Raw genomic sequence first — 13677 nt, 5'->3', positions numbered from 1 at the left:
TCTTATGAGTTCAGTATCACGCCGTACCGCCCACCGTGCAGCCATCGTCCACTGCGTCGCCGACCCGGCTCAGGTGCCAGAGGACCAGTCTTATCAATACTTCGCCGACGGTTTGCTGGTGGTCGAAGACGGCATCATCCAGGCCGTGGGCCACGCCGACGAATTGCTCGGCACGCTGGGCGATGACGTTGAGCTGATCGAATACTCGGACGCGCTGATCACCCCCGGTTTCGTCGACACCCATATCCACTTGCCGCAGACCGGCATGATCGGCTCCTATGGCGAGCAGTTGCTCGACTGGCTCAACACCTACACCTTCCCTTGCGAACGTCAGTTCGAGGATCCGACGCATTGTGCCGAGGTGGCTGACATTTTCCTCGCCGAGCTGCTGCGCAACGGCACCACCACCGCGCTGGTGTTCGGCAGTGTGCACAAACAATCGGTGGAAGCGCTGTTCAGTGCCGCCGAACGCCTGAACCTGCGGCTGATCGCGGGCAAAGTGATGATGGATCGCAACGCGCCGGACTACCTGACCGACACACCGGAATCCGGTTACGCCGACAGCAAGGCGCTGATCGAGCGCTGGCACGGCAGGGGTCGCCTGAGCTACGCCGTTACACCGCGCTTCGCGCCGACCAGCTCGTCGGAGCAACTGACGCTGGCCGGTCAGCTGCTGGGCGAATACCCCGGCCTGTACATGCAGACCCACATCAGCGAGAACCTTCAGGAAATCGAGTGGGTCAAGGCGCTGTTCCCGGAGCGCAAGCATTACCTGGACGTGTACGACCATTTCAACCTGCTGGGCGAGCGCTCTGTGTTTGCCCACGGCGTGCATCTGTGCGAAGAGCAATGCGCACGCCTGGGCGAGACCGGCTCGGCGATTGCCTTCTGCCCGACGTCCAATCTGTTTCTGGGCAGCGGCCTGTTCGATCTGGCCAAGGCTGAGCGGCATCACGTCAATGTCGGCCTGGGCACCGATGTGGGCGGCGGTACCAGCTTCTCGATCCTGCAAACACTCAACGAAGCGTACAAGGTCATGCAGCTGCAAGGCGCAAGGCTGACACCGTTCAAATCCCTGTACCTCGCCACCCTGGGCGGTGCCCGCGCGCTGCGCCTGGAAGACAAGATCGGCAGCCTGAAACCGGGCAATGAAGCCGACTTTGTGGTGCTGGATTACAACGCTACACCGCTGCTGTCCTATCGCCTCAAACAAGCCAAGGGCATCGAGGAAATCCTCTTCGTGCTCATGACCTTGGGCGACGACCGGGTGGTGCACCAGACCTGGTCAGCCGGCAGGCTTGTGCATCAGTGCGCTGACGCAGGCCTGCCGACCGGCGCCTGACCATAATCAGTCAGAAGGTGTCCGCCAGGCGCGTCACAAAGGCTTCCGGACGGTGCAGGTTGCCATAAGGGAACACCGTGCCACCTACCAGGCGGACCAGCTTGCCATCGCGACGTGCCGTCGCAATCATTTCGTCCAGCGTTGACCAGTGCGTGCCTACGGCATCGGAAAGCTGATGGTCCAGCCAGCGGTTGGAGAGCACGTAGCGCGCATCCACGCCTGACAGGTCGATGTCACTGCTTTTGGGCGTGGCGCGCCGCATGTACATCATGAACAGTTCGTCGAGCCCGGGGCGGCGGAATATCACCACCGACAGCCTGTCGATTCTGCAGACGACGTCGTCGATGACCTGATAACCCGCGTTGCGCAGGAGTTTCTCCATCAGGTTCTGCAAGGCGCGGCGGCCTCCCAACGCCGCCTTGTTGCTCAGCAACGCCGAGCGGAGGACCAGGTCCGACACACCTTCTGCGCCCAGATCGAAGTCGAAACGCAGGCAACCGGTCTGATTGAGCCGGGACCTGACGGTCAGCCTCAAGCGCCCGCCTCCCATGGCGACAGGCATGCGCTGATCGAGCAACAGCAGCGGGTCATTCAAACCGGCAAGCGGCGCTCTGGTCCCGCCATGCCAGGCGTCCAGCGTCGACCTGAGGGTCAACAGCCGGGCGCTGCTCAGGCGTGAGGTCGTGGGGTCGGCCATCGCGTACAGGCGCCGCCCGATCAGTCTGACGCTGTCAGGTGTAAAACCCGGCCTGGCCTGCTCGATGAGGCGGGTGATGGGCTCGCCGAACAATCCGCCCTGCAGCAGCCACTGTTCACCCTCGTAGCGGGCCAGACGCGGCTGACGGTGGATGTCCAGCTGCATCTCGTAGTTGATTGCATCGAAATCTTCAGCGCCCTGTTGTGGATGCTTGAGCAACACGCTGCGCTGACGAGGCTGTGCTCCGGCGGGCAGGATCTGATAGCTGCGACCGCCAATGCTCACCACTTCGGCCTGATCGCGGCCGGCCACCTGAAAAATCGGCAGTTCACCCTCAAGACGCTTGAGCACCGTCACCTCGCGTGGGGGCAACGCCCATGTCGGATCGAGCGGCGACGGATCGACCAGCGCTGCCAGCGCACCGCCCGGTGCCGCAGTCGCTGATCTGGAGGAGCCGGCAATCGGCAAGGTGGAGGACGTCGTTGCCGGCCATGTCACATAGGACGGGCCAGCCTGAACCGGTGCCTCTGCAAGAGTGGGCTGGACGCGCACCACGGGCACGGCAGGTGCGGGCCGTGTCGGCACGGCGGCGGCTGACACCTCAGGCCGGATTCCAGCCGCTGGCGCCTGAACCGGCTGACCCGCATTCAGCGGCGGCTGGCTGAGCAAACGGATCAGCTCGGAAGGTTCGCCGCCACCTGCCTTTCGATAGGCCAGCGCCCATTCCGGGACCGTGCCATGGGCCTGAAAATGGGTCGCCAGATCCAACTCCAGGCGGCGTTGACGGGGCTCTGGAAAATCGAACTGATCGAGAAACTGTCGTGCGTGATGCCTTGTGAAATGCGGGCTGGCGAGGCTGTCGGCAATAAGGGTTTCCGCGATACCGGACTTGACCCCGCCGCGCAGCCCCACGTCGGTGTGGTACTCCCAACTCCTGCCATTCCAGCGCACCGGCGGCTCGTAGCCATGGACACTGTTCTTCTTCAGCCGCAGCGTCTGTTCGCCGGGACGCCGGTAGACCGGATAATGCTTGCCGGCGTGCTCGATCCATAGTTGATCGGCGTACAGCCAGGTGCCTGCGTCCCAGCCCGTTTGAGCACGCGCAGGTCCGGTCGGCATCGGCGCGTCATAACCGACGAACGGCGGCAGCACATAGCGCCTGGCGGCGGCCATCGGCGGCGCGCTCGCCAGCTGCGACACCTGCCGCAGCCGGGTGCTGCGTCTGGCCAGCCGGGCCATGGTCGCCAGCGAGGCGCCGCCGGGGATGACCGTCAACAACACGTCCAGCGCACTGAGCGCCAGGCTGGCGCTGAACAAGACGCCCTCCATGCTATTGCCGCGCTCGAACGCCGCGGCGGCGCTCTGGCCGTCATCCCAGCCATCCTTGAGACTGATCAGGGTGCCCAGGCCAGGAATGAACGACAGCACCGCCTTGAGGTACATCAGATAGCGCAGGCTGCTCGCCAGCTTGTGCTGGCGGCGGATGTCCAGGGTACTGCGCGCCTCGGCGCGGCTCTGCGCCTGCAACAACCATTGCCGGTACTGAAATTGCTGCACGGTGACTTGCAGGTTCAACGCCTGACTGAACCCGATGAAGCCCTCGAAGCCCAGGCTCAAGGCTTGCTCGATAAAACTCTTGTGGCGGGCGGCGTCACTACCTTGTGCCACCCGTTCAGCCAGCCAGCCCACCATTCGGGGCCGGGCGATCAACCGCTGGAGCAGCCGCCGGCGAGCGTCGTCCAGGCTGCTCGCCTCGATCAGGCCGTGCTCGTCAGGGGCGTGGGGCAGATACAGCAGCACCGTGCCGCGCGTCAGCGATTCGATTGCGCACAGGCCACCCAATGCCTGCCCACTGCGCTCGCCACTCACCGACTGGCCAGGCTTGAACACCACCCAGTGAGTCTGGATGCCGGCGTCGAACTGCTGCTGCGCGTCGCGCATGGCGGCCGCCTGACACAACAACTGCCAGCCGGCTTCGCTCAGACGCCGACGGTGTCGGGCCACGTAGCCCTCCAGGACAATCCCCAGCTCATAGGGTTTGAGCAGCACTTCGTGGGCCAGTCGTTGCTCGGCGGTGTGGGCCGGTGGCAGGTTGAACGTGGCGGCCAGCTTCTCACGATAAACGCGCGCGACATCCAGGTCCGGAAGCGTCTTGATCAGGTAATCGACCGTCAGCCCGGCCGGCAGCGACTGAGCGCCCAGGGTCGTGAAGCGGGCGAAGCGCAGGCGCGCCACCTCCAGCTCGTTGTCCGGATCAACGTTGTAGCGGGCCAGTTGCGAGAGGCTGAAAGTAACGGTTGCCTGACTGGGTTGCCAGTTGCGTCCGGCCACCGGCATACCGAACTGCGGGTCGATGTCCACTTTGTCGTGAACGGTTTGCGGCAACTCCACACTGATCTGCTCGGTATCGAGCTTCACACCCAGATCGCGCTCCAGCCGCTCGTCGAGCCACTGTCGGGCCAGGGTGTCGAACGTTGGCAGGGTTCGCGCCAGGTGCTGTTCCAGAACGCCGGCCGCCGCATGAAAGTCCGCCAGTTGCCTGGCGTATTCCCCACGCACCACCGGCTCGGCGTCGAGCAGCCACTGCGGCATCTGATGAGCCATCAGCGCAGTGCGTTGTTGCTCGGCAAGCTGGTCGATAGCCTGATCCCGCGCCGGGTGATCAGGCCCGCACAGGTTGTCGGCCCACTGGGCGTAAAACCGCTCCAGCCGTTCGGCCGCCGGGTGCAGGTCGCTGACCGGCTCGCCGCGCATGGCGGCCAGCACAGAGCTGATCGCGTCGATCTGCGCCTGCACGCTATGGACCATCGCGGCACCCTCGATACGCTGCACGCGAACCTGCGTCACGTCGTCCATCGCCACGCCACGCTGCAGCGGACTGACGTGGCGCCACAGCGCAGTGTCCAGTCCCGAATTGAGGGTAAACCGCACCTGTTCGCACAGCGCGGCCAGACTGGAGAAGCGGGTCAGCCCGCCGCCTTTGCCAGGCAGGTAGAACAGCACCGGCAACGCGGCGGCGGGCGTGTGTAGCGACTGCGCCTGGGCGATGACCAAGGCACCGTCGAGGGCGACCGACTGGCTGCCGACCACCAGCGTCAGCCCCGCGCTAACAGGCAGCTCGGGATATTCAAGGGACGCCTGATCGCGCTTGGCGTCCAGCACCTGTTCGAGCCGCTGCAGATCGTCGGCGTCCACAGTGCCCTCGGCCTGTTGCAGTCGGGCTTCGTTCAACAGGTGGCGATGACGCCGCTCGATCAGCCCAGCCTTGCGCTGGGTCCAGAAATCGTCCGCCAGCCAACCCTTCTGTTGACGCAAGGCGGCCAGCATGGCGCTCATCGCCTGTTCATCGCCGTTCAACTGGTCGTACTGGCGACGGTAGCTTTCAAGCCGCTCGGCGTGCTCCTGCTCAGGGCCGATCCAGGCCTGGATACGCCGCACCAGATCGGCTTGCTTGCGCTCTGTGAGGTACACCGGCCAGGACGGCGCCAGACTGCCGAAGAACACCGCACGCGAATGGATTTCGGCATCGTGCGCCAATGCCTGATCCAGCGCCTGGCGCAGTGCCTGCGGCACCGGCTGCGCCAGACGTGCGCTGCACACTTCCCGGACCTGCTCCAGCGCCGCCGGGCCTGCGGCTTGCCAGGCAGATTCTTCCTGCTTCTGCAGCTCATCCAGGCTGCTTTGCATACTGACCAGACAAGGGTCCTGCGCGGCATCAAGGGTCTGCCCCTGCCACGCGAACGGCTGATCGAGCAGCTCGCCCAGCGCCTCATTCATCGTTTCCCGGTCGGGATACTCGACCAGCGTTGCTGCCTGATCAGGCATGAACACCACGCAGGGCCGCCCGCCGTCACCCTCGATCAGCAGCGCGTCGGCCAGTCGGCTCGATTGCGCTGCGCCGTGACGGCTGACCTGCACGCCTGTGCGGCGTTGCAACATTGCATCAACCATCGCCAGCCCCGCGTCGCTCAAGGCCAGGGTTGCCTGGCCCAATAGCGCCAGTTCAGTAAGGTATTGGCGCCGCAGGTCGGCAGCCACATGCAGACGCGCCGTGGTGAAGCCCGGCGCCAGCTGCTGCCACCAATGGGCAACGGCCTGCCGATGCCGATGCAGATGGGCTTCGTCGCAGGGAAGATCGGCCACCGGCGCCGGTGCGGCCTGGACCAGTTGCATGAGCGTGCCGCGGCAGCGTTCCAGGCTCCGACATGCCTGGTGCAAACGATTGAGTTGAACGGTGGGCGTCGCGCTGCCCGCCGTGCTGTAACGCAGGATGCTGGCCAACAATGGCGCAGCGGGCAACGCCGGCGGCCGCGAGGTGAACACTGTCATGAGGCACTCCATATTCGGGAACAAGATCCCTGGAGTGTGCTCGGCCCAGTGACGGCAGGCGGGTTACATAATTACTCAGCTGCCGCGATAGGTCGAATAGGCGAAGGGTGAAAGCAGAAGCGGCACGTGGTAATGCGCCTGACGCTCATCAAGCACAAAGCGAACGACCACTTCGTCGAGAAACCCCGCTGCCGAGTCGCCCGTGGCGTGTCCGGGTTGTCCCAGCCAGTACGCGCCGGCATGAAAATGCAGCTGATAGGTGCCTGATCGATACGCCGAACCTTGCAACAGCGGCTCGTCACAGCGCCCGTCGAAGTTGGTCAGCGCCTGCGCCACCGGCTCCAGACGCTGCTCCAGCACCCGGAACAGCTCGATACGGATGCCCGCTCCCGGGCAGCCGCGAACGGTGTCCAATACGTGTGTGGTCAAGCGTCCCATTTTCAGCGCCTCCAGTAGGAAAACTGTGTCAAAACGCACCATAAAAGCGCCGAGCGATGTGCGTGGATGGCCGATTAATACACTTTTCAAAATCCTTGTACACCCGCCGCACCGAAGCGGCGGATATCGCAGCGATTTTCCGGGATAACCTGACTGGTCAGGCAAGTTTCTTGCAGATGTTCCTGCGGGCCACATGAGGACACCCGTTGTGAGCGCTGACTACCCACGCGATCTGATCGGTTACGGCAACAACCCGCCCCACCCCAGGTGGCCGGGCGAGGCGCGCATTGCGTTGTCATTCGTGCTCAATTACGAGGAAGGCGGCGAACGCAACGTGCTACATGGTGACGGCGAATCCGAAGCCTTCCTGTCGGAAATGGTCGCCGCGCAGCCGTTGCAGGGCCAGCGCAACCTGAGCATGGAATCGCTGTATGAATACGGCAGCCGCGCCGGCGTGTGGCGGGTTCTGCGGCTGTTCAGACAGTTCGATATTCCGCTGACCATCTTTGCCGTGGCCATGGCCGCGCAACGGCATCCGGAGTTAATTCGCGCCATGGTCGCCGACGGTCATGAGATCTGCAGCCACGGCTACCGCTGGATCGATTACCAGAACATGGATGAAGCCCGGGAGCGCGAACACCTGCACGAGGCGATCCGCATCCTCACTGAAATTACCGGCCAACGCCCGCTGGGCTGGTACACCGGCCGCACCGGGCCGAATACGCGGCGACTGGTCATCGAAGAAGGCGGTTTTCTCTACGACAGCGACACCTACGACGATGACCTGCCTTACTGGGAACCGCACACGCCGACCGGCAAGCCGCATCTGGTGATTCCCTACACCCTGGACACCAACGACATGCGCTTTACTCAGGTGCAGGGTTTCAACAACGGCGAGCAGTTTTTCCAGTACCTCAAGGACGCCTTCGACGTGCTGTACGCCGAAGGCGGCGAGGCGCCGAAGATGCTCTCCATCGGTTTGCATTGCCGCCTGATCGGCCGCCCGGCCAGGCTCGCGGCGCTCAAGCGCTTCATCGAATACGCCAAGGGCCACGAACAGGTGTGGTTCACCCGTCGGGTCGATATCGCCCGCCACTGGCATCAGCATCATCCCCATAGCGCAGGAACCGGACAATGAACCCCTCCTCGCTCACCCGAGTGGCATTCATCGAAACCTTCGCCGACATCTACGAGCATTCGCCGTGGGTGGCCGAGCAGGCCTATGACATGGCCCCGCTCGCCGAGCTGGACGATATCGAAAAGCTGCACGAGCGAATGAGCCGGGTGTTGCTGAACGCGACGCCCGAACAGCAGCTGGCGCTGATCAACGCTCACCCGGACCTGGCCGGCAAGGCCGCGGTCCAGGGCGAACTGACCCAGGCCAGTACCGACGAACAGGCCGGCGCCGGTATTCATCTGTGCACGCCTGAGGAATTCCAGCGTTTCAATCGGCTGAACGAGGCCTACAAAGCTCGGTTCGGCTTCCCGTTCATCATGGCGGTCAAGGGCAGCGACCGGCACCGGATACTGGCGGCGTTCGAGCAACGTATGGCCCACAGCCCGGAAACCGAGTTCGCCTGCGCCCTGGCTGAAATCGACAAGATCGCGCTGTTCCGCTTGCAGGCGCTGCAAGAGAACGCATCCACTCCCCGTCCAGAAGGCAGACCCGCAGAATGAAAGAGTACGCCGCACCTTTCGAGAAGTTCGTGAACCTGGCCGATGCGCGCCTGGGCACCAGGATTCTGTCGGTGACCGATGACTGGTTCGCCGACGCCAACCGCCTGTTTCAGCCGACGCCGGCGGTGTGGAAAGAAGGCGTGTTCGATGACAACGGCAAGTGGATGGATGGCTGGGAATCGCGGCGCAAGCGCTTCGAAGGGTTCGACAGCGCGGTGATCAAGCTGGGGGTGGCCGGCGTCATCAAGGGCGTGGATATCGACACCTCGTTCTTTACCGGCAACTACCCGCCCTCGGCGTCGCTGGAAGCCTGCTTCCTGGCCTCGGGCGATCCGGACGAGCACACCGAGTGGACGCAAATCCTGCCGTCGGTGGAGCTACAGGGCAACAGCCATCACTACCATGAAATCGGCGCCGCTCAGCCGTTCAGCCACCTGCGTTTCAACATTTACCCGGACGGCGGCATCGCGCGTTTGCGCGTGCATGGCGTGCCTCATCGCGACTGGTCGAAGGTTGCCGACAACGAGCAGATCGACCTGGTGTCGGCGCTCAACGGCGGACGCTCGATTGCCTGCTCCGACGAGCATTACGGCAGCATGAGCAACATTCTCAATCCCGGTCGCGGCGTGAACATGGGCGACGGCTGGGAAACCGCGCGCCGCCGCACGCCGGGCAATGACTGGGTAATCGTCGCGCTGGGGCATGCCGGTGAAGTGGAAAAGGTCATCGTCGACACGCTGCACTTCAAGGGCAATTACCCCGACAGTTGCTCGATCCAGGGCGCGTTCGTCAAAGGCGGCACAGACAGCCAGATCGAAACCCAGAGCCTGTTCTGGCGCGAACTGCTGCCCAGCCAGAAACTGAGCATGCACGCCGAACATGAGTTCGCCGAACAGATAAAAGCCATCGGCCCGATCACCCACATCCGCCTGAACGTGTTTCCAGATGGTGGCGTGAGCCGGTTGCGGGTGTTGGGGAAGATTGCCCAGTAAAAGCGGCGCAGCTTCAGGATATCGAGCATGCGTTATTTGAATTTGAAAACAGAAGACCACCTATGCAAGCACTCACCCTCGAACCGCTGACCAAGGAAGCCTTCGCGCCGTTCGGTGACGTGATTGAGACCGCGGGCAGCGCGCATTTCATGATCAACAACGGCTCGACGCAGCGCTTCCATCGGCTGGCAGAGGTGGACACCGCGCTGCCGGACGACAAGGCGATCATCAGCATCTTCCGCGCCCAGGCGCTGCCGATGCCGTTGACCATCGCCATGCTTGAACGCCACCCCTTGGGCAGCCAGGCGTTCATTCCGTTGCTGGGCAACCGGTTCCTGATCGTGGTCGCTCCGGCGGGCGATGTACCGCAAGCCGGACTGACCCGCGCCTTCGTGTCCAACGGCCAGCAAGGCGTGAACTATCACCGTGGAGTCTGGCATCACCCGGTGCTGGCCCTGCAGGCGCAGGACGACTTTCTGGTGGTGGATCGCAGCGGCAGCGGCAACAACTGCGACGAGTATTTCTTCGCCGAACACCAGCGGATGCGACTCGACCCGGCGAGGGAAATCGCCGGGACGTTACTGTAGAAGGAAATCGGCGTGCAGGCACATTGGATGGAATGGCTGAATCTGGGCGTGCGCTGGATTCACATGATTGTCGGCGTGGCCTGGATCGGTGCGTCGTTCTACTTCGTCTGGCTGGAAAACAACCTCAACCGCAGCAACCCACGCGAAGGTTTGTCCGGCGACTTGTGGGCCATTCACGGCGGCGGCATCTATCACCTGGAGAAATACAAACTCGCGCCGCCGACCATGCCGGAGAACCTGCACTGGTTCAAATGGGAGGCTTATTCGACGTGGCTATCCGGCGTGGCGCTGTTGTGCGTGGTGTTTTACGCCAACCCGACGCTGTACCTGCTGGCGCCGGGCAGCTCGCTGAGTGGCATCGAAGGTGTGGGCATCGGCCTGGGCTCGCTGTTGGTCGGCTGGTTCGTCTACAGCATCTTGTGCGACTCGGCGCTGGGCAAGCGGCCGGCGTTGCTGGGTTTGCTTCTGTTCGTCCTGCTGGTCGCCGCCGCCTGGGCCTTCAGCCAGGTTTTCAGTGGTCGCGGCGCCTATCTGCATGTGGGCGCGATCATGGGCACCATCATGGTCGGCAACGTGTTCCGCATCATCATGCCCGCCCAACGCGCGCTGGTAGCCGCCATCGCCGAGAACCGCACACCGGACCCGAGCCTCCCGGCCAAGGGCCTGCTGCGTTCGCGGCACAACAACTATTTCACCCTGCCGGTGCTGTTCATCATGATCAGCAACCACTTTCCCAGCACCTACGGCAGCCAGTACAACTGGCTGATCCTGGCGGCCATTGCTGCGCTCGCGGTGCTGGTGCGCCACTACTTCAATACCCGGCACGACAGCCACCGTTTTGCCTGGACGCTGCCGGTCGCCGCGCTGGGCATGCTGTGCCTGGCTTACGTCACCGGTCCGGCGCAGCCGCCGTCCAGCGCGGCAGTCGGCATCCAGTATCAGCCGCTGCCGGGCACTGCGGTGGGCGGTTACCGGGCGGACGAGCCACGGCCCGAGCCGGTCGCGCCGTCTGTAGCCGCTGCGGCACCGGCCGTGGATTTCGCCCAGGTGCAGCAGGTCATACAGTTGCGTTGCACGGTCTGCCATTCGGCCAAACCCACCAGCTCACTGTTCAGCGCGGCCCCTGCCGGCGTGATGTTCGACAGCGCCGAACAGATTCGTCAGCAAGCGACACGTATCCAGGCCCAGGCGGTCACCTCGCAGATCATGCCGCTGGGCAATATCACCCAGATGACGATTCAGGAACGCGAACTGCTCGGCGCCTGGGTCGATCAGCACGGCAACAGCCGACAGTAACGGAGCCGGCGCCCTCTCGTGCGCCAGCGCCGGGCCTGTACGCCCTGTCCTGGAGCACTTGAGCCGGAACTGACAAGCCAGTATCCTCCGCCGCCGCTGTTGATCCGGGCCGTTTGCCCGGCATCCAGGAACCTGACCGAACGGTCGACTCATCGAGCGACCGATAACGCGTCCGTCTTGTTGAAAACATCTCCGTCATCGGCCGTTTTGCGGGCGGCCGAGGGGATATTTCGACCTAAAAACAGCACTTGGCTCAGCTCTTGCTATCTGCAGGATAGTTGACCGAACAGACAATTTATTACAGCGGGACAAGCGCCGAATAAAGAGCGCCCTCCCACGACCTTATCGAGACCAGGGGAGCATCACATGAAACGCACTTTTTCCAGCGTGTTGTTGGCGGGAAGTCTGCTGGCGGCCGGGCCGGCACTGGCCGAGGGCCTGTTCCAATGGCAGAGCAACAGCCTGACCTACCTCAACGGCCGGGACTTTACGGTCAACCCGCACATCCAGCAGACGTTCACCTTCGAACACGCCGACGCCTGGAAGTATGGCGACAACTTCCTGTTCGTCGACAAAATCTTCTACAACGGCAAGCCTGACGCCGCTGCGGGCAACAACACCTATTACGGTGAGTTCTCGCCGCGTCTGTCGATGGGCAAGATCTTCGGCCAGAAATTCGAGTTCGGTCCGATCAAGGACGTGCTGCTGGCCGCCACTTACGAGTTCGGCGAAGGCGACAACGAGTCGTACTTGATCGGTCCGGGCTTCGATCTGGACATTCCCGGCTTCGACTACTTCCAGCTCAACTTCTACCAGCGCCACACCGAAGGCAGCCGTGCCGGCGACAACGTCTGGCAGATCACGCCGGTGTGGTCCTACACCATTCCGGTGGGCAAGTCGGACATCCTGATCGATGGTTTCATGGACTGGGTCGTGGACAACGACAGCAACTCCCGTGGCACTTACCACGCCAACCTGCACTTCAACCCGCAGATCAAATACGACCTGGGCAAGGCGCTGAGCCTGCAGGATCGTCAGCTGTACGTCGGTATCGAATACGACTACTGGAGCGACAAGTACGGCATCAAGGACACCGCCGCCTTCGACACCAACCAGAACACCGCCAGCCTGTTGGTCAAAGTGTTCTTCTAAGTCGCTTGCGGAACAAAAAAAGGGGCGCTATCAAGCGCCCCTTTTTTGTGTCCGCCGGCAGATCACGCCCTGGCGCTTTTCCACATTTTGCTCGCCAGGGTGAACACCAGCACCAGCAAGCCGCCGGCAATGATCCCCGCCACTGCATCGAGTAACGTCGGGACAATGACCGCCACGGCACCGACAGCGCCGGAAGCGGCTGCGGTCATGCCGTCAACCAAGTGATGCAGGAACGGCATGCCGTGAACCAGAATGCCGCCGCCGACCATGAACATCGCTGCCGTGCCCAGGATCGACAACACCTTCATCAGCACCGGAGCCAGCCATAGCAGGCCGTTGCCGATGGCCTGGGACACTGAACCTGCTTTCTTCTTCAGGTACAGGCCCAGATCGTCCAGTTTGACGATGCCGGCCACCAGCCCATAGACGCCGACCGTGATCAGCAGCGCGACGATGACCAGCACGCCGACCTGATCCAGAAACGGCCTGGCCGATACCACGCCCAGCGCCAGCACGATGATTTCTGCCGACAGGATGAAGTCGGTGCGGATCGCGCCCTTGATGCGCTCGTTCTCGAACGCCACCATGTCGACCGTCTCGTCGGCGGCGACCTTCTTGCGCTCTTCATGCTCGGCGTCGGTTTCCGGGTGCAGCCACTTGTGAGCAATTTTCTCGAAGCCTTCAAAACACAGGAACGCGCCGCCGATCATCAGCAGCGGCGTGATCAGCCACGGGACAAAAGCGCTGATCAGCAGCGCGGCCGGCACCAGGATCGCTTTGTTGAGCAGCGACCCCTTGGCCACGGCCCACACCACCGGCAATTCCCGGTCTGCCGTCACGCCGGTCACTTGCTGGGCATTGAGCGCCAGGTCATCGCCCAGCACACCGGCAGTCTTCTTGGTCGCAAGCGCCACGTCGTCCAGCAGCGTTGCAATGTCATCCAACAGGGTCAGCAAACTTCCAGCAGCCAAAATGAATATCCTTGAAAGAAATGAAACATGAATGGCGTGTATTGAATCACAGCCCGTAGCCCGGTGGCGTGACAAGGTATGACCAGCGGGCGGGGGAATGGTTTGGCTGCGCTGCAGGAGCCGAAGCAGCGACTTGGTAGCCTGATTTGGGTGGGACGCTGTTTTACTGCCGCTGCGCGGCAGATCGCGAGCAAGC

At 63.0% G+C, this 13677-nt stretch carries 10 protein-coding genes; 7 read left to right on the top strand and 3 right to left on the bottom strand.

Annotation, left to right across the window (positions count from 1 at the left end; translation table 11 throughout):
• Positions 1 to 4: 4 nt before the first annotated feature.
• Positions 5 to 1342 carry a guanine deaminase gene (gene guaD / locus EGJ27_RS17545; protein WP_125832005.1) on the top strand — a complete coding sequence of 446 codons (1338 nt, stop codon included), beginning with the start codon at positions 5 to 7 and terminating at the stop codon, positions 1340 to 1342.
• A 10-nt stretch (positions 1343 to 1352) separates the two neighbouring features.
• On the opposite strand, the gene EGJ27_RS17540 is transcribed toward guaD, so the two are convergent.
• Entirely contained in the window at positions 1353 to 6368 is a 5016-nt protein-coding gene (locus tag EGJ27_RS17540) for a dermonecrotic toxin domain-containing protein (protein WP_125832004.1), read from the bottom strand.
• Positions 6369 to 6443: 75 nt separating this feature from the next.
• Positions 6444 to 6806, bottom strand: a complete 363-nt coding sequence (gene uraH / locus EGJ27_RS17535) for a hydroxyisourate hydrolase (RefSeq protein WP_125832003.1) — start codon at positions 6804 to 6806, stop codon at positions 6444 to 6446.
• A 208-nt stretch (positions 6807 to 7014) separates the two neighbouring features.
• On the opposite strand from uraH, the gene puuE reads away from it, so the two are divergent.
• From puuE to EGJ27_RS17505, 6 genes are all read left to right on the top strand, one after another.
• Positions 7015 to 7944, top strand: a complete 930-nt coding sequence (gene puuE, locus EGJ27_RS17530; protein ID WP_125832002.1) for an allantoinase PuuE — start codon at positions 7015 to 7017, stop codon at positions 7942 to 7944.
• On the top strand, positions 7941 to 8483 hold the full coding sequence (gene uraD, locus EGJ27_RS17525; protein ID WP_125832001.1) for a 2-oxo-4-hydroxy-4-carboxy-5-ureidoimidazoline decarboxylase: 543 nt from the start codon (positions 7941 to 7943) through the stop codon (positions 8481 to 8483). Before puuE ends, uraD begins: the two co-directional genes overlap by 4 nt.
• Entirely contained in the window at positions 8480 to 9475 is a 996-nt protein-coding gene (gene alc / locus EGJ27_RS17520; RefSeq protein ID WP_125832000.1) for an allantoicase, read from the top strand. Before uraD ends, alc begins: the two co-directional genes overlap by 4 nt.
• A gap of 62 nt (positions 9476 to 9537) precedes the next feature.
• Positions 9538 to 10062, top strand: a complete 525-nt coding sequence (locus tag EGJ27_RS17515; protein WP_125831999.1) for an ureidoglycolate lyase — start codon at positions 9538 to 9540, stop codon at positions 10060 to 10062.
• Positions 10063 to 10074: 12 nt separating this feature from the next.
• The gene (locus tag EGJ27_RS17510) at positions 10075 to 11358 is read left to right on the top strand and encodes a urate hydroxylase PuuD (RefSeq protein ID WP_125831998.1); all 1284 of its coding nucleotides are present in this window, start codon (positions 10075 to 10077) and stop codon (positions 11356 to 11358) included.
• Positions 11359 to 11724: 366 nt separating this feature from the next.
• Entirely contained in the window at positions 11725 to 12510 is a 786-nt protein-coding gene (locus EGJ27_RS17505) for an outer membrane protein OmpK (RefSeq protein ID WP_125831997.1), read from the top strand.
• A gap of 62 nt (positions 12511 to 12572) precedes the next feature.
• Here EGJ27_RS17505 and EGJ27_RS17500 read toward each other — a convergent pair whose 3' ends face one another.
• Positions 12573 to 13481: a DUF808 domain-containing protein gene (locus EGJ27_RS17500; RefSeq protein ID WP_125831996.1), complete on the bottom strand. Its 909-nt coding sequence runs from the start codon at positions 13479 to 13481 to the stop codon at positions 12573 to 12575.
• Positions 13482 to 13677 lie beyond the last annotated feature (196 nt).

Source organism: Pseudomonas sp. v388, from assembly GCF_003935425.1.
Lineage (GTDB): Bacteria > Pseudomonadota > Gammaproteobacteria > Pseudomonadales > Pseudomonadaceae > Aquipseudomonas.
The sequence above is the reverse complement of the archived record's forward strand: the minus strand, read 5'-3'. Positions and strand labels throughout refer to the sequence as shown.